Source organism: Buchnera aphidicola str. Ua (Uroleucon ambrosiae), from assembly GCF_000225465.1.
Taxonomy (GTDB): Bacteria; Pseudomonadota; Gammaproteobacteria; order Enterobacterales; family Enterobacteriaceae; genus Buchnera; species Buchnera aphidicola_B.
In genome coordinates this window covers 330,931-347,553 of the sequence record NC_017259.1, presented here as the reverse complement: position 1 = coordinate 347,553, position 16,623 = coordinate 330,931, and the positions used below count along the sequence as shown (strand labels likewise).

The window sequence follows — 16,623 nt, the reverse complement described above, 5'->3', positions numbered from 1 at the left end:
AGGACATTTATATATGACACGGATTATTGTAGTAACTTCAGGGAAAGGAGGTGTGGGTAAAACTACTTCAAGTGCAGCAATTGGAACTGGTTTAGCAAAAAAAGGAAAAAAAACAATTGTTATAGATTTTGATATAGGGTTAAGAAATTTAGATTTAATCATGGGATGTGAACGTAGAGTTGTATATGATTTTATCAATGTTATTCAAGGTGATGCTTCATTAAATCAAGCTATAATTAAAGATAAAAGAACTAATAATTTATTTATTTTACCAGCATCACAAACCCGAGATAAAGATGCTTTAACATGTATTGGGGTTGAAAAAGTTTTAAATGAACTGATAAAAATGGAATTTGATTTTATTATTTGTGATTCACCAGCAGGTATCGAGACTGGTGCAATTTTAGCAATATATTTTGCAGATGAAGCTATTATCACTACTAATCCTGAAATATCTTCAGTACGAGATTCTGATCGAATTCTAGGAATTATTTCTTCTAAATCAAAAAGAGCTAAACAAAACATAACTCCTATCAAAGAATATCTTTTGTTAACAAGATATAATCCTACTCGTGTAAAAAAAGGAGAGATGTTAAGCATGACAGATATTCTAGATATTCTTCAAATTCCTATAATTGGTGTAATTCCAGAAGATGCATCAGTTCTTCGTGCATCTAATCAAGGAGAATCTATAATATTAGATATGCATTCGAATGCAGGTCATGCTTATGTTGATACTGTTAATCGATTATTAGGAGAAGAACATCAGTTCCGTTTTATTGAAGAAGAAAAAAAAAGTTTTTTACAACGTTTATTCGGGAGATAGGAGTATGGCTTTATTAGATTTTTTTTTATCCCGGAACAAAAATACCGCTAATGTTGCTAAAGAAAGATTACAAATCATCGTTGCAGAACAAAGAAGATATGATAATGCACCGGATTATTTACCACAATTAAAAAGAGAAATATTATCTGTTATTTGTAAATATGTAAATATAGAACCAAATATGGTGACTGTTCAGTTAGAACAAAAAAATGAAGATATCTCTATATTAGAATTAAATATTGTTTTACCAGATTAACATTTCAAATAAAAAAAATAATTAAAAAATTAATATTAAAATATATTAAAAAAATGTAATATTCATTTCATTCAATTAATACTGAAGTATATTAAATATTTCAGTATTAATTGTTTTTTAAACTGTATATTATAATTTTTAAAAATTATTTTAAAAAATTATATAAATAATTAAGATCATCATCTTTTTTATAAAAATTCTTGTGTTCTTTAGTTTTTAATAAAACAAATGGAATTATATCTTGTGCTTCAGGAACAAAACAATAATTTTTGTTGATATTTGAAATATTTTGTAATTCAATTAGTTCAGGAATATTGCTAATTATCGTTGATGATATTTTTAAAATATTTAATTTATTTAAAATAAGTTTTTTTAATATTAAAGATTCAGTATTTTCTCCTATCCATACAGATTGTGTATTTCTTGTATATTCAGCCCAATAACATTCTTTTTTAGTTGCTTGCATTAAAACTAAAATTTTTTTTTTTATATTTTCGCCATGCTTTTTCAGCCATAATAGCTAAAGTAGAAATACTAATAATAGGAATTTTTAAACTAATTGATAAACTATGAGCAATTCCAGCAGCAATACGTATACTTGTGAAATAACCAGGTCCTTTTGTATAAGCAATATAACTTAAATCATTTAATGTTGTTTGTGTTTGAAGCAATATTTTTTGAATCATAGGTAATATAGTGATTGTATGTTTATTTTTACATTTTTCTTTTAAGTGATGAATATATTTTTTTTTATATATAGCAACTGAACAATAATCTGTAGAACTATCAATTGATAAAATTATATTAGACATATTTTTTCTCAAAGCATTAATGTAATATTATAAATAATTTGATAATTTATTAAGATAATATTTTAATTTTTTTAAATTGTATTAACATTCATCTTGATTTTTTATAATTCTTACTAAATCAATACGATATTCTGTTGCTTTTACAATATGAAAATGAAAAGGATCAATATAAATTACTTCTCCAGGAATAGGTAATTGACCTTTTTGAGCAATTAATAAACCTCCTAAAGAAGCATAATTATTTTCTTGAATTAATTTTTTAGTATTTAACAATTGTTGTAAAGAATGTAAATCTGTTTCACCTTTTACTAACCAACTATTATTTTCTTGTATAATATCAGGTGTTTCATCAGCATCTGGAAATTCTCCTGCTATAGCTTCTAACACATCTAATGGAGTAATTAATCCTTGTACTACACCAAATTCATTACTTACAATTACAAAACTACCTTGAGCTCGACGTAAAACACCAAGAAGATCAATAGGATCTAAAGTATCTGGAATAATAATAGGGGGTATTTTACTAGCAAAGGTATATACATCTATTTTTTTTTCAATGGCAATTAATAGTTCTTTAGCACGCACAATACCTATTATCTCATCTAGTTCACCTTTGCATACTGGAAATAAACTGTGTGGAGTATCTAATAATTGTATGCGAATTTCATCAATATTTTTTTCTGTATTTACCCAAGAAATATTACTTCTTGGAGTCATAATACTTCTAATAGAACGACCAGCTAGTGTTAACACACTATTGATCATATATTTTTCTTCTTCTTTAAATGTTTCTTTTTCTTTTTCAGATTCAGCAGAATTGATTTCTTTTTTATTATTTTGTGTTGCATTTTTAGTTGTTTGATTGTTATTTTTTTCTTTAATCATTAAACGTAAAATAGCTTCTGCTGCTCTTTGTCGCATAGGTCTTCTAGATTGATTTTTCATAAAATTATGACTAGCTATTTGATTAAAAATTTCAATTAGGATAGAAAATCCTATTGCAGCATATAAATAGCCTTTTGGAATACAAAATTTTAATGCTTCTGTAACTAAACTAAAACCTATCATGAGTAAAAAACTAAGACATAATACAACAACGGTTTGATGAAGATTAACAAAATTAGTTAGTTTTTTAGATGCAAACGACATAAGTATTGTTGCGATTATTACTGCCAGCATCATAATTAATAATTCATTAACCATACCAACTGCTGTTATTATTGCATCTAAAGAGAAAACTGCATCTAATATAACTATTTGAATAACTACAGCCCAAAAACCTGCATAATTTTTATTTTCTGCATTTTCATGATAATTATTTTCTAATCTTTCATGCAATTCTATTGTAGTTTTAAATAATAAAAAACAACCACCACATAAAAGAATAATGTCACGTACTGATAAAACAAAAAATTGGTTATTGATAATAGGAGAATTAAGAGTTGCTACCCAAGATATTAATGATAATAATGCTAAACGCATTACTAAAGCTAGTCCTAAACCAATTAAACGTGCTTTATCTCGTTGATTAGGAGGTAATTTTTCTGATAAAATTGCTACAAATATTAAATTATCAATCCCTAATACTACTTCTAAGACAACTAATGTTAATAATCCAGCCCAAGTTGAAAGGGCTAAAGAAAACTCCATCAGAAAACTCCGTAAAAAAAATAGGGTATATCTATATTATATAAGATTAAATGTTTTGATAAAATAGATCATAAGATGATATTTTGAGAGAATGTATTTATAAAATTATTTGTTTCAAATGATATAAAAATTAAATTGATTAATGAAAATATACATTCTACTTTTCAGAAAGATAAAAAATAAAGTCTTCTGATTTTTTTTACAGAAGACTTTGAATATTGCATTGAATTTAATTTTATTTTATATAGAAAATACATTTATTGCAGCTGGACCTTTTTGTCCATCTTGAACTTCAAATTCAACATTTTGTCCTTCAGTTAATGTTTTAAATCCATTTCCTTGAATAGACGAAAAATGAACAAAAACATCTTTACTTCCGTCTAATGGTGTAATAAAACCAAAACCTTTAGATTCGTTAAACCACTTAACTTGACCTTTAATCTTAGTCATTTGTAACATCCTTCAAAATATTTTATAGTTTTATTGTCAATAATTATGGATAAAAAGGAAACATTACTGCATGAACATGAATTTAAGATTGGCCAAGAGAAGCTTTTTTTTAACGTCTTTACTCTAAACTTTTTAATTTTAATATTCCATGCATAAACAGAATTGTAACTTATTTTTATCTTAAAAATTAATTATATAATTAAAATTTTATAATAAAAAGCATAATATTTTATATGTTAAATGATTTTTATATATAAAGTCAAGTTTAAATTTGTTTAATAAATTTATTTAAACGTATCTTCTTAATAGAAATATAAAATATATTCCTATTAAGAAGAGTATTATATTTATTTTTTTATTTACATATATTCTCGATCATGAAGTGCTTGTATTCTTTTTTCTAAAGTAGGATGTGATGAAAACAATTTAAAAAAAGAATTAGATTTTCCATTTATACAAAATGCAATCATACTATCAGATTCTTGAGGCACATGACTTAGTTTTAAATGATTTAAAGCTGAGATCATTTTTTCACGACCGACCATTTTTGCAGAACTAGCATCTGCATAAAATTCACGATGTCTAGAAAACCACATAGTAATTATGCTAGCTAGAATACCAAAAACTAATTCAAGAAAAGTAGAAATTAAAAAGTATGTGAAAGAATTTTTTTCTTCAACATTATTTTCATTACGATTATTCGATAAAATACCACTAATAATTTGTGAAAGTAGACGCGATGTAAAAATTACAAAGGTATTAATAACACCTTGAACTAATGTCATGGTAATCATATCACCATTAGCAATGTGACTAATTTCATGAGCAATAACTGCTTCTGCTTCATGTGGAGACATATTATTTAATAATCCTGTAGACACGGCAATTAAAGCAGAATTACGACGTGCTCCTGTTGCAAATGCATTCATATCAGGAGCATCATAAATTGCAATTTGAGGCATAATAATACCTTTTTGAATAGATTGTGCACGTACAGTATTAATTAACCAACTTTCTATTTCAGTTTGAGGATGAACAATAATTTGACCATTTACTGATCGTAATGCAATCCATTTAGAAAGTAGTAAAGATAAAAGTGATCCACTAAAACCAAATAAGCTTGATATAATTAACAAGCCATAAATACTATTGGACTGAATTCCTGTTACACTTAAAATCAGACCAAATATTAACATAACTGCTAAATTAGTTAATAAGAAAAGAATAATACGTATCATAAGATATTATCTTCCTCGATTAGCAACAAAAAATGTTTAAAGGAAATTTAAGTTTTAAAATATTTTAATATATAAATTTAAAAAAATCACATTATTTTTTAATGTTATGAAATTAACCTATCACATTTATCTTAATTAAGTCAAGATTGATAATTTTTTAAATCACTTTAATGAAATTCATACCAATCATGATGATCATAATAAAGTAACATATTTGCACTTTTAGGACCCCAACTTCCAGCTTCATATAATTGTAAACTATTATTTTTTTCGTGTTTCCATCCATCAATAATTGGATCTATCCATTGCCATGATGCTTCTACTTCATCACGAGAGACAAATAAAGATTGTATTCCTCTCATACTTTCTAATAATAATCTTTCATATGCATCAATTATATTTTTAGAATTACTTTGATTGATATTATTATTAGATTTTAATTGAAGAATTTCTAATTTATATTTATTTTTTAAACTTGGCATTTTATTTAAAATATCATATTGAATATTTGCATTAGGTTCCAAACGTATGATTAATTTATTTGATAATAATTCTGTATTAGAATAGTTAAACAAGTGTATAGGATTTTTTTTAAAAACAATAACTATTTCAGAATATTTATGTGCTAAACGTTTTCCTGTTCTTAAATAAAATGGCACACCAGACCATTTTTCATGATTTAAATATATTTTCATAGCAACAAATGTTTCAGTTTTACTATTTGTATTTGCACCATTTTCTTCTAAATAAGAAGATACTTTTTTATTTTTAATTAATCCAGAAGAATACTGTCCTCGAACAGTATATTTATTTATATTATCAGTATTAATAGGATTAAGTGTACGTAATATTTTCACTTTTTCATTTCTAATAGTGTCAGATTGAATATTTTTAGGTTGATCCATAGTTATAATTGTTAATATTTGCAAAAGATGGTTTTGAACCATATCTCTTGTTTGTCCTATTTTATCAAAATAGTTCCATCGATCTTCAATTCCTACTTCTTCAGAGACAGTAATTTGAATATGATCAATGGTCTTATTGTTCCAATCATGAAATAATAATGAATTAGCAAAACGTAAAGCAAAAAGATTAAGTATTGATTCTTTTCCAAGATAGTGATCAATACGAAAAATTTGTTTTTCTGAAAAATATTTAGAAATTTGATTATTAATTTTTTGAGATGTTTTTAAACAAATTCCTAATGGTTTTTCGAGAATAATACGTGATGAAGGAAAATTTAAATTTGTATTTCCTAAACCTGAAAAAATTGCATGTAATGTTTCAGGAGGGATCGCACAATAATAAATTATTATATTATTTTTTTGTTCTAATATTTTTTTTAATCTAGAAAAATGTAATATTTCATTAACATCAATATTACAAAAAATTATACGAGCACTAAATTTTTTCCAAATGTTCTCTTGAATTGTTTCTTTTAAAAAATTTTTTATTTCTGTTTTTTTGATGTTTATATAATCTTCTGTGCTCCAGTTAGCACGTCCTGTGGCAATAATACGCATATTTTCATGTAATTTTTTCGATTTTTCTAATTTATATAAAGCAGGTAATAATTTTCTTTTTGTTAAGTCTCCTTTAGCACCAAAAATGACTAAATCACAAGCCTGATTTTGTTCTGTTATCATAGTATTCTCTTTTTTTAAAAATTTGAATATAAATTGCAAATATTTAATATAATAATTAAAAAAAATATTTTGCTTATGACAAAACTATTAAAATGTTGTTTATTAGTATAATTTTGTATATATATTTTTTTTTTAAAATATAATATCATTTAATAATATTTTTTGTTTGAAGTTAATAATGATATTTTACTAAATAACTTAATAAATGAAAAAGAAATATTTTATATTGTTTCTTAGATAGTTTATATAAAATAATAAAAGTTATTTTAAAAATATTTTTTAAAGGTATATTTTATGTTAAATCGATTAAGAAGAACAAAAATTATAGCTACTTTAGGTCCTTCTACAGATATAAATAATAATCTTGAAAAAATTATTCGATCTGGCGCAAATGTATTGCGATTTAATTTTTCTCATGGTTCAGCAAATGAACATCGGTTGAGAGCAAATCAAGTAAAAACAATTATGCGAAATTTAAATTGTCATATTGCATTACTTGGTGATTTACAAGGACCTAAAATTCGTATTTCTAAATTTAAAAATAATCACATTCTTTTACATGTTGGTGATATTTTTATTTTAGATGCGATGTTAGAAAATAATCTTGGAACTCAAGAACGAGTAGGAATTGATTATAAACAGTTATCACATGATTTAGAAATCAATGATATATTATTATTAGATGATGGTAGAATACAGTTAAAAGTAATTAAGGTAGCACATCATGAAATAATTACAAAAGTAATTATAGGTGGTCTTCTTTCAAATAATAAAGGTATTAATAAATTAGGTGGTGGTTTATCTGCTGATGTTTTAACTGATAAAGATAAAAAAGATATCATCCTTGCAACAGAAATTGATGTAGATTATTTAGCAATATCTTTTCCTAGATGTAGTGAAGATTTAAAACAAGCACGACAATTGGCTGAAAAATCTGGAAGCAATGCCAAGATTATTGCAAAAATAGAGCGCGCAGAAGCGGTAATTAATCAACATGTAATAGAAGATATTATTTTAGCATCAGATGCTATTATGATTGCTAGAGGAGATTTGGGAGTAGAAATCGGTGATTATGAACTTGCAGGTGTTCAAAAACAATTAATTAGAACATCTAGACAATTAAATAAAATAGTTATTACAGCAACACAAATGATGGAATCTATGATTACGAATCCATTACCTACTCGTGCAGAAGTAATGGATGTTGCTAATGCTGTTTTAGATGGCAGTGATGCTGTGATGCTCTCAGCAGAAACGGCATCAGGTAAATATCCATCAGAAACTGTTATAAAAATGGCAAAAATTTGTCAAGGTGCAGAAAAAGTTCCAAGCATTAATGTATCTAGACATCGTCTTAATATACAATTTAATGATATTGAAGAAGCAGTTGCTATGTCAGCCATGTATGTTGCTAATCATTTAAAAGGTATTAAAGCTATTATTATTATGACAGAATCTGGAAAAACTGCACTTATGACATCTAGAATTACATCAGGATTACCTATTTTTGCTTTATCCAAAAATACAAAAACATTAAAATTAGCAACTTTATATCGTGGTGTTACACCAATATATTTTAATAGTAAAAATGATGGATTTAAATCTTCTCAAGAAGCAATTACGCTTTTATGCAATAAAGGTTTTTTATTTAGTGGTGACTTAGTTATTATTACGCAAGGCGATATTATGGGAAAGATAGGTAAAACTAATACTAGTAGAATTTTAAAAGTTGCATAATCATAAAATACAGTACTAACTATTTCACAGTATATATTTAATTAATATTAAGTCTAATATAAAAATATTTTAAAATATTTATTTTATTTATTATTTTATAATATACACATTTTTATATTGAAGTTCTTCTTGTTAAAGAAATCAGATTTTTATAAATAAGTATCTAATGATTTATTAATGTATTTATATTTTTTTTAAACTATATTTTATTTTAAAATCAAAAAAGTTAATTAAGTAAATAAAATTTACAGACTAGTTGTATTCAGAAAGTTAATTATATAAAATATATCTTCAAAGATATTAAAGATTTAGTATAATCTACATATTTTTTTAATAATTTTTAATTTAATTTTATAACTAATAATATTAATATATTTTTTGTGCAGTTAGTATGTAATTTAATTTTCAAAAATTTTAATTTTAAGATAAGTTATATTTATCACAATTTTTAAAAAATATATTTTTTTCAAATATAAGTTATAAGACATGTGTAAATTTATTCAATTAAAAAATATCTATGTGAATTTATCTAATCGTTCTATACTTACTAATATAACGTTATCTGTATATTCTAATCAAGTTTTAACATTGATTGGTCCAAATGGAGCAGGTAAATCGACTTTAATACGCGTAATTTTAGGACTGATAAAACCTAATTCTGGTTCAATTGTTCGTCAACGTCATTTAGCTATTGGATACATACCTCAAAAGTTATCTTTAAATACTTTATTACCAATTACAGTAAATCGCTTTATGCAATTATCTCAAATAAAAAATAATATAAATATATCAAACATATTAGAACGTGTAAATGCAAACATGTTAAAAAATAGGCAATTACAAGAGTTATCTGGAGGAGAAACACAGAGAATTCTTTTAGCAAGAGCTTTATTGAATCATCCTAATCTAATTGTTTTAGATGAACCTATGCAAGGATTAGATGTGATGGGGCAATTGACTTTATATAAATTAATTAATGATATTCGTCATGATTTACAATGTTCAGTGCTCATTGTATCTCATGATTTAAATTTTGTAGCAGCTAAAACAGATAATGTGATTTGTTTGAATAATCATATTTGTTGTTCTGGAACACCGGAAACTGTACGCAATAATTTAGAATTTATTTCTATTTTTGGATTAAAAGGTTTTAAAGATTTAGCATTTTATCAACATAATCATAATCATATTCATGATTTTTGAATAAATTTTAGTAAAAAAAGAGCAATTATATGTTTAAACTGATTTTTTTAGGATGGTTAACAGGTATAGTTCTTTCTTTAACTACAGCACCATTAGGTTCATTTATTTTATGGCGACGTATGTCTTCTTTTGGTGATACCTTATCGCATTCTTCTCTTTTAGGTATCGCGATATCTATCATATTTAATATTAGCTCATTTTTTACATTGTTTCTTCTTATGAGTATACTTGCAATTATTTTAGCTTGGTTAGAAAAATTATTACCGTTTTCTATAGAAACAATATTAAGTATAATTTCACACAGTGCACTATCTTTGGGTATTATTCTTATGAGTGTAATATCAGCTAATCATAAGGAAGATATTACACATTATTTATTTGGAGATCTTTTATCTGTAACAGGATATGATTTGATAATTATTTTCATAAATAGCATAATTATATCAACTATTTTATATTGTCGTTGGCATTATATTTTATCTGCAACTATTAATGAAGAATTAGCTCAAATAGATGGTATAAATGTTTTTTATGCTCGTTTAACGATTATGTTAATGATTGCATTAAATATTTCTATATCTATTAAATTTGTAGGTGCATTACTCATTACTTCTTTACTGATCATTCCACCTGCAGCAGCGCAACATTTTTCTGATTCACCAGAAAATATGGTAATTATTTCTATTTTAATTAGTATGATTTCTGTAACGGGAGGAATTATATGTTCTCTTTATTTACATATACCAGCTAGTCCATCTATTGTACTATTTTCTTCTGGTTTATGTATTTTAAGTAATATAAGAAAATATTTTGTATAAGAAAATATGTTTTTAAAAATAAAATTTATATTATAATTTTTTTGATATTTGTATAGATAATTCTTGTAATATTGAATTTTCAACTATACTAGGAGAATCAGTCATTAAACAAGTTGCTGATGTTGTTTTAGGAAATGCAATGACGTCTCTAATATTATTACTTTTTGTTAATAGCATGACAATTCTATCTAATCCTAAAGCTATTCCTGCATGTGGAGGGGCTCCATATTGTAATGCTTCTATTAAAAAACCAAACTTTTCATATTGAATAGATTTTTTAATTCCAATTAAATTAAATACTTTTTTTTGTATTTCAACATTATGAATTCGAACTGAACCTCCACCAATTTCATAACCATTTATTACAAGATCATAACTATCTGAAATAGCAAGATCTGGTGCATTATTTAATAGTTCTATATCCATATTTTTCATAGCTGTGAACGGATGATGAACAGAAGATAGTTTTCCATGAACATTTCTATTAAACATAGGAAAATCAATAATCCATACAGGTTTCCAATTATTTTTATCAGTAATATTTAGATCATTTCCTAGTTTTAAACGTAACATGTGAAGAGATTTGTTAACAATATAATCTTCATCAGCTATTAAAAATAAAATATCTCCAATTTTTGCCTGACTTTTTTTGATTATTTTTTGTAATATTTTAGCATCTAATATATTTTTCATAGAACTAGATATATTTTGATGATTGAAGCTATCATTTGTGATTTTAATATAAAATAATTTTTTTGCACCATATTCTTTTACATATTCTACATAATTATTAATTTTTTTTCGACTTAAATATGCACCTTGAGGGATACATAATAATGCAATACGATTATTTTTTTTAATATTGATATTAAAAAAAATAATATATTTTTCATGTTTGAATATATTATATACGTCAATAATTTTAATTGGATTTCTTAAATCTGGTTTATCTGATCCATATTTCTTAATTGCTTCATGAAAAGACATTACAGGAAATTTTTGCAAATTAAAATTGATAATTTGTGACCAAAGTTTTATGATCATTTTTTCTATTAAATGACGTAATTTTTTTGCATTCATAAAAGATACTTCGATATCAATTTGTGTGAATTCTGGCTGACGATCTGAACGCAAGTCTTCATCACGAAAACATTTGACGATTTGATAATATTTATCAATACCAGAAATCATTAATATTTGCTTGAATAACTGTGGAGATTGCGGTAATGCATAAAATTTTCCATGATGATTACGACTAGGTACTAAGTAATCTCTAGCACCTTCAGGTGTAGATTTTGTCAAAAGAGGTGTTTCAATATCTAAAAAATTTGCTTTTGTTAAAAATCGTCTTATTAAATAAGTTATTTGATTTCTTTTTTTTAGATTATCTAAAATTTTTAAGTTACGTAAATCTAAATATCTATATTTCAGTCTTAAATCATCATTATTATTATTTGTATAATTTATTGGCAAATTTTCTGAATGATTTAAAACGTTTAATACATGTGCTAAAATTTCTATTTCTCCAGTTTTCATATTGATATTTATACTTTTTTCTGATCTTTTTTGAACTATTCCAGTAATTTGAATACAAAATTCATTTTTTAAATTTAAAGCTTGTTTAAAGATTGTTTTATTTTTTAGCTTAAAAATAATTTGAATTAAACCTGTATAATCTCTCATATCAACAAAAATAAAATGTCCAAAATTTCGTATTTTATTAACCCATCCACATAATATGACTGTTTGATTTACATGATTTATTCGAATATTTCCACAATATTGAGTACGCATAAGTTTTCTTTAATATTTTCTTATTCTTTAATAAGAATAGTTGAATGAATTTTTTTAAAGTAGATTATTAAAAGATAAGTTTTTAGGAGATGAATGTTATTTTAGAATATAATTGATTTTTTAGATATTAATTATGTTTTTAAAAATAATAATAATATTAACGACTTCTGAAAATAATTCTTCCTTTAGTTAAATCATATGGAGTTAATTCGACAGTTACTTTATCTCCCGTTAATATTCTAATATAATTTTTTCTCATTTTTCCTGAAATATGGGCAGTAATAATGTGTTTATTTTCTAATTCTACACGAAACATAGTATTTGGCAATGTATCTATTACTGTTCCTTGCATTTCAATGTTTTCTTCTTTAGACATTTTCTACTCATTAAAAATGTAATATAATATCATTAATATTATCAGATACTAGTCGTCTTGACTAGTATATTTTATAATACATGAAAATAAAAATAATTTTAAACTAATGAATTTATATAGCGTTCACTATCTAAAGCAGCCATACAACCACTAGCGGATGATGTAATTGCTTGTTTATATACATGATCAATGACATCTCCTGCTGCAAATATACCAGGTATACTTGTTTCTGTATAGTTTCCATGTATACCTTGTTTTACTTCAATATAACCATTTTTCATTTTTAATTCATTTTTAAATACATTTGTATTTGGAATATATCCAATAGCTATAAATAATCCAGAGACTTTAATTTTTAATGTTTTTGTTAGTTGATTGTTTTTATTTTGAATTAATACATGTGTAACTCCATTAAAATCTCCTAATATTTGTGTTACAGTAGAATTAAAGTAAGTAATAATTTTTTTACTTTTTATTTTTTTTTCTAATCGATCTAATAAAATTTTTTCAGCGCTAAATTGCATACGTCGGTGTATTAAATGTACTTTTTGAACAAAATTTGATAAATATAATGTTTCTTCTATAGCTGTATTTCCTCCGCCTACTACTGCAACTTCTTGGTTTTTATAAAAAAATCCATCACATACAGCACATGTTGAAACCCCCTTTCCTTTAAACAATTTTTCTGATTCTAATCCTAAATATCTTGGAGTAGCTCCAGTAGCAATAATTACTGCATCTGTAGTATATTGATATTTTTCTCCTTTTAAGTAAAAAGGTTTTTTTGTAAAATTGACTTCTGTTATATTATCAGATATTACTTTAGTATTCAGTTGTTTAGCGTGTTGATACATTCTATTCATTAATCCTGAACCACTTATTTTTTCTATATCTCCAGGCCAATTCTCAATTTCATTGGTATTCATTAACTGTCCTCCTGGATTATTTCCAGTAATCAAAATTGGATTTAAATTTGCTCTTGAAGCATATATTCCAGCAGTATATCCCGCTGGACCAGAACCTAAAATAATGATTTTATTATGTTTTATACTATTCATATGATATTTTTTATAAAATAAATGTTTTTATGATTAATTTGACTATCATACAATAAATATTATTATTTTTGCATATTGATTATTAATTTTTTTAAGAAAATAGTTTTTAAAAACAATAATATAATCATATTATATTGATAATTTTGATCATAATAATTATTTATGATAAAAATATTTTAATTATTTGAATTTTGTAAAATACATACTAATTTCAATATTTAATTCAAAATTATTAAAATTCATTATTCAATAATGTATTATCTTTGTTATGAATAAATTATAAAATAAATTGTTTTAAATATTTTTTATAATTTTAAAAGAGAAAACATATTATGTTAAATCCATACTTATTAAGAAATGAATTACATTTAGTCGCTCAAAAATTATTAAAAAAAGGTTATGTGTTAGATGTTAAAGAAATATCTTCGATGGAAAATTATCGAAAAAAATTACAAATTGAAACTGAAAATTTACAGTTTAAACATAATTCATTATCAACTTTACTTAAGCAATCTAAAGATAATACAAATCAACGGTTAATTTTAAAAAATACTCTTATAGAATCATCAAAAAATTTACACAATCTCAAAATTCAACTAAATAATTTAAAAGAGAAAATTTATAATTTTTCTATGTGTATTCCTAATATTCCTGCCGATGATGTTCCAGAAGGTAACTCTGCAATTTATAATAAAACAATTTCGTACTGGGGTAAAAAGAGAAAATATAATTTTATTATTAAAGATCATGTAGAAATAGGTAAAAAGTTTCAAGAATTAGATTTAGAATCTTCAGCTGAAATATCAGGATCACGATTTGTTGTTATGCGTGGTAAAATTGCTCTTTTACATCGAGCACTAATTCAATTTATGTTAGATTTACATACTTTAAATCATGGTTATATAGAAACATATGTACCTTATTTAGTACATCCTAAAGCTTTATATGGAACTGGACAATTACCTAAATTTAGTAATGATTTGTTTCATGTAACAATTTTAAATGAAAAAAAATATATATTAATTCCTACTGGGGAAGTACCATTAACTAATTTAGTTTATAATAAAATAATAAATGAAAATGATTTACCTATTATGTTAACTGCACACACGCCTTGTTTTCGTTCAGAAGCATCTTCGTATGGAAGAGATACTAGAGGATTAATTCGATTACACCAATTTGATAAAGTAGAATTAGTTCAAATAGTTAAACCAAATAAATCTATGGAAGCATTAGAAATATTAACTAATCATGCTGAAAAAGTATTACAACTATTAGATTTGCCATATAGAAAAATACTATTATGTACAGGAGAAATGGGTTTTTCTTCTATTAAAACTTATGATTTAGAAGTTTGGTTTCCTGCACAAGAAAAATATAGAGAAATTTCTTCTTGTTCTAATATGCACGATTTTCAAGCACGTCGTATGAAAGCCCGTTATAAAAAAAAATCTGAACAAAAAAATTTTTTTGTACATACATTAAACGGTTCTGGTTTAGCAATAGGAAGAACATTAGCTGCGATTTTAGAAAATTATCAGCATGCTGATGGTCGTGTAGAAATTCCTAAAATTCTTCAAAAAAAATATATGCAAGGATTAGAATTTATAAATTAATTGTAAATATCATAATAATAATATAATCGGGTGAAAGAATGAGTACAATTTATAATTTTAGTGCTGGTCCAGCTATGATGCCAAAAGATGTACTTTTGCAGGCTCAAGAAGAATTTCAGAATTGGAATAAATTAGGTTGTTCTATTATGGAAATAAGCCATCGTAGTGAAGAATTTATACAAGTTGCTATTGAAGCAGAAAAAGATTTAAGAGACTTATTAAATATACCTGATGATTTTAAGGTATTATTTTGTCAAGGTGGTGCCAGAGGACAATTTTCTGCTGTTCCTATGAATTTATTGCATCATGTTAAAAAAACAGATTATATAAATAGTGGTTATTGGTCTAATTGTGCTTTTATAGAATCAAAAAAATATTGTATTCCTAATACTATCTTAATTAAAAAAAAACATAATGAAAAAATATTTTTATTACCAATGAGTCAATGGGAAATTAATAAAGATTCAGCATATATTCATTATTGTCCTAATGAGACTATAGATGGATTATCGATTTATGAAGAACCATTATTTGAAAAAAAAGTGATTATTGCAGATTTTTCATCTTGTATTTTATCTCGTGTAATTAATATTAGAAATTATGATCTAATTTATGCGGGTGCACAAAAAAATATTGGTCCTTCAGGAATAACAATAATTATTATTCGAAAAAATATGATAAGATTTTTATCAAAAATATCACCGTCTATTTTAGATTATAAAATAATATCGGAACATCAATCTATGTTTAATACACCACCTACATTTGCTTGGTATTTATCTGGGTTAGTTTTTAAATGGCTTAAAAAAAAAGGAGGTTTAAAAAATATTGAAAAATTAAATAAAAAAAAATCAGATTTATTATATAAAAAAATAGATGATAGTGATTTTTATATTAATAATATTAATAATATGAATAGATCAATGATGAATGTAATATTTTATTTAAAAAATCCTAAATTAAATCAAATTTTTTTGGAAGAAGCGACTAAATCAGGTTTAAATTATTTAAAAGGACATCGTATCGTCGGAGGTATGCGTGCATCAATTTATAATGCTATGCCATTAGAAGGAGTTCAAGCTTTAATAAAATTTATGTCTTATTTTGAAAATCGATATGGATAAAAACTATATATTTAATTTT

At 24.6% G+C, this 16,623-nt stretch carries 16 protein-coding genes; 7 read left to right on the top strand and 9 right to left on the bottom strand.

The genetic code is table 11. The features are described 5' to 3' along the window. Positions 1-13: 13 nt before the first annotated feature. Both minD and minE read left to right on the top strand, forming a co-directional pair. A complete protein-coding gene (gene minD / locus BUAMB_RS01530) occupies positions 14-826 on the top strand; it encodes a septum site-determining protein MinD (protein WP_014500025.1) in 813 nt (270 codons plus the stop codon). A gap of 4 nt (positions 827-830) precedes the next feature. Beyond that, a complete protein-coding gene (gene minE / locus BUAMB_RS01525) occupies positions 831-1,082 on the top strand; it encodes a cell division topological specificity factor MinE (RefSeq protein ID WP_014500024.1) in 252 nt (83 codons plus the stop codon). A gap of 145 nt (positions 1,083-1,227) precedes the next feature. Here the strand turns inward: minE and BUAMB_RS03125 are convergent, their stop codons facing one another. The 6 genes from BUAMB_RS03125 to zwf form a co-directional block, all read right to left on the bottom strand. Beyond that, positions 1,228-1,548, bottom strand: coding sequence for a hypothetical protein (locus BUAMB_RS03125; RefSeq protein WP_226988373.1), 321 nt, complete (start codon positions 1,546-1,548; stop codon positions 1,228-1,230). After that, the gene (gene tsaB / locus BUAMB_RS03120) at positions 1,535-1,894 is read right to left on the bottom strand and encodes a tRNA (adenosine(37)-N6)-threonylcarbamoyltransferase complex dimerization subunit type 1 TsaB (RefSeq protein ID WP_226988372.1); all 360 of its coding nucleotides are present in this window, start codon (positions 1,892-1,894) and stop codon (positions 1,535-1,537) included. The genes BUAMB_RS03125 and tsaB overlap by 14 nt, the downstream gene beginning before the upstream one ends. Before the next feature lie 81 nt (positions 1,895-1,975). Continuing rightward, positions 1,976-3,544: a TerC family protein gene (locus tag BUAMB_RS01515; protein ID WP_014500023.1), complete on the bottom strand. Its 1,569-nt coding sequence runs from the start codon at positions 3,542-3,544 to the stop codon at positions 1,976-1,978. Between the two features lie 240 nt (positions 3,545-3,784). Then, on the bottom strand, positions 3,785-3,994 hold the full coding sequence (gene cspE, locus BUAMB_RS01510; protein ID WP_014500022.1) for a transcription antiterminator/RNA stability regulator CspE: 210 nt from the start codon (positions 3,992-3,994) through the stop codon (positions 3,785-3,787). Between the two features lie 359 nt (positions 3,995-4,353). Further along, complete coding sequence (gene htpX / locus BUAMB_RS01505) at positions 4,354-5,232, bottom strand: protease HtpX (protein ID WP_014500021.1); 879 nt, start codon at positions 5,230-5,232, stop codon at positions 4,354-4,356. A gap of 167 nt (positions 5,233-5,399) precedes the next feature. Then, positions 5,400-6,878: a glucose-6-phosphate dehydrogenase gene (gene zwf, locus BUAMB_RS01500; protein ID WP_014500020.1), complete on the bottom strand. Its 1,479-nt coding sequence runs from the start codon at positions 6,876-6,878 to the stop codon at positions 5,400-5,402. A gap of 294 nt (positions 6,879-7,172) precedes the next feature. Between zwf and pyk the strand changes: the two genes are divergently transcribed. The 3 genes from pyk to BUAMB_RS01485 all read left to right on the top strand — a co-directional run bounded on the left by pyk (position 7,173) and on the right by BUAMB_RS01485 (position 10,636). Next, positions 7,173-8,615, top strand: a complete 1,443-nt coding sequence (pyk, locus tag BUAMB_RS01495) for a pyruvate kinase (protein WP_014500019.1) — start codon at positions 7,173-7,175, stop codon at positions 8,613-8,615. 486 nt (positions 8,616-9,101) lie between these two features. After that, the gene (gene znuC / locus BUAMB_RS01490; protein WP_014500018.1) at positions 9,102-9,818 is read left to right on the top strand and encodes a zinc ABC transporter ATP-binding protein ZnuC; all 717 of its coding nucleotides are present in this window, start codon (positions 9,102-9,104) and stop codon (positions 9,816-9,818) included. A gap of 29 nt (positions 9,819-9,847) precedes the next feature. Next, positions 9,848-10,636: a zinc ABC transporter permease gene (locus tag BUAMB_RS01485; protein ID WP_014500017.1), complete on the top strand. Its 789-nt coding sequence runs from the start codon at positions 9,848-9,850 to the stop codon at positions 10,634-10,636. Between the two features lie 30 nt (positions 10,637-10,666). Here BUAMB_RS01485 and aspS read toward each other — a convergent pair whose 3' ends face one another. The 3 genes from aspS to trxB all read right to left on the bottom strand — a co-directional run bounded on the left by aspS (position 10,667) and on the right by trxB (position 13,864). Next, a complete protein-coding gene (gene aspS / locus BUAMB_RS01480; protein WP_014500016.1) occupies positions 10,667-12,430 on the bottom strand; it encodes an aspartate--tRNA ligase in 1,764 nt (587 codons plus the stop codon). Between the two features lie 157 nt (positions 12,431-12,587). Beyond that, positions 12,588-12,806: a translation initiation factor IF-1 gene (gene infA / locus BUAMB_RS01475; protein WP_014500015.1), complete on the bottom strand. Its 219-nt coding sequence runs from the start codon at positions 12,804-12,806 to the stop codon at positions 12,588-12,590. A 98-nt stretch (positions 12,807-12,904) separates the two neighbouring features. Beyond that, the gene (gene trxB / locus BUAMB_RS01470; RefSeq protein WP_014500014.1) at positions 12,905-13,864 is read right to left on the bottom strand and encodes a thioredoxin-disulfide reductase; all 960 of its coding nucleotides are present in this window, start codon (positions 13,862-13,864) and stop codon (positions 12,905-12,907) included. A 332-nt stretch (positions 13,865-14,196) separates the two neighbouring features. On the opposite strand from trxB, the gene serS reads away from it, so the two are divergent. Together serS and serC are read left to right on the top strand one after the other, a co-directional pair. After that, complete coding sequence (gene serS, locus BUAMB_RS01465) at positions 14,197-15,480, top strand: serine--tRNA ligase (RefSeq protein ID WP_014500013.1); 1,284 nt, start codon at positions 14,197-14,199, stop codon at positions 15,478-15,480. A gap of 38 nt (positions 15,481-15,518) precedes the next feature. Continuing rightward, positions 15,519-16,604, top strand: coding sequence for a 3-phosphoserine/phosphohydroxythreonine transaminase (gene serC / locus BUAMB_RS01460; RefSeq protein ID WP_014500012.1), 1,086 nt, complete (start codon positions 15,519-15,521; stop codon positions 16,602-16,604). Positions 16,605-16,623: the final 19 nt, after the last annotated feature.

What these genes read in the sequence shown, in the direction of transcription:
- minD (WP_014500025.1), top strand. Translation starts at nt 14, where the DNA reads ATGACACGGATTATTGTAGTAACTTCAGGGAAAGGAGGTGTGGGTAAA.
- minE (WP_014500024.1), top strand. Translation starts at nt 831, where the DNA reads ATGGCTTTATTAGATTTTTTTTTATCCCGGAACAAAAATACCGCTAAT.
- BUAMB_RS03125 (WP_226988373.1), bottom strand. Translation starts at nt 1,548, where the DNA reads ATGCAAGCAACTAAAAAAGAATGTTATTGGGCTGAATATACAAGAAAT.
- tsaB (WP_226988372.1), bottom strand. Translation starts at nt 1,894, where the DNA reads ATGTCTAATATAATTTTATCAATTGATAGTTCTACAGATTATTGTTCA.
- BUAMB_RS01515 (WP_014500023.1), bottom strand. Translation starts at nt 3,544, where the DNA reads ATGGAGTTTTCTTTAGCCCTTTCAACTTGGGCTGGATTATTAACATTA.
- cspE (WP_014500022.1), bottom strand. Translation starts at nt 3,994, where the DNA reads ATGACTAAGATTAAAGGTCAAGTTAAGTGGTTTAACGAATCTAAAGGT.
- htpX (WP_014500021.1), bottom strand. Translation starts at nt 5,232, where the DNA reads ATGATACGTATTATTCTTTTCTTATTAACTAATTTAGCAGTTATGTTA.
- zwf (WP_014500020.1), bottom strand. Translation starts at nt 6,878, where the DNA reads ATGATAACAGAACAAAATCAGGCTTGTGATTTAGTCATTTTTGGTGCT.
- pyk (WP_014500019.1), top strand. Translation starts at nt 7,173, where the DNA reads ATGTTAAATCGATTAAGAAGAACAAAAATTATAGCTACTTTAGGTCCT.
- znuC (WP_014500018.1), top strand. Translation starts at nt 9,102, where the DNA reads ATGTGTAAATTTATTCAATTAAAAAATATCTATGTGAATTTATCTAAT.
- BUAMB_RS01485 (WP_014500017.1), top strand. Translation starts at nt 9,848, where the DNA reads ATGTTTAAACTGATTTTTTTAGGATGGTTAACAGGTATAGTTCTTTCT.
- aspS (WP_014500016.1), bottom strand. Translation starts at nt 12,430, where the DNA reads ATGCGTACTCAATATTGTGGAAATATTCGAATAAATCATGTAAATCAA.
- infA (WP_014500015.1), bottom strand. Translation starts at nt 12,806, where the DNA reads ATGTCTAAAGAAGAAAACATTGAAATGCAAGGAACAGTAATAGATACA.
- trxB (WP_014500014.1), bottom strand. Translation starts at nt 13,864, where the DNA reads ATGAATAGTATAAAACATAATAAAATCATTATTTTAGGTTCTGGTCCA.
- serS (WP_014500013.1), top strand. Translation starts at nt 14,197, where the DNA reads ATGTTAAATCCATACTTATTAAGAAATGAATTACATTTAGTCGCTCAA.
- serC (WP_014500012.1), top strand. Translation starts at nt 15,519, where the DNA reads ATGAGTACAATTTATAATTTTAGTGCTGGTCCAGCTATGATGCCAAAA.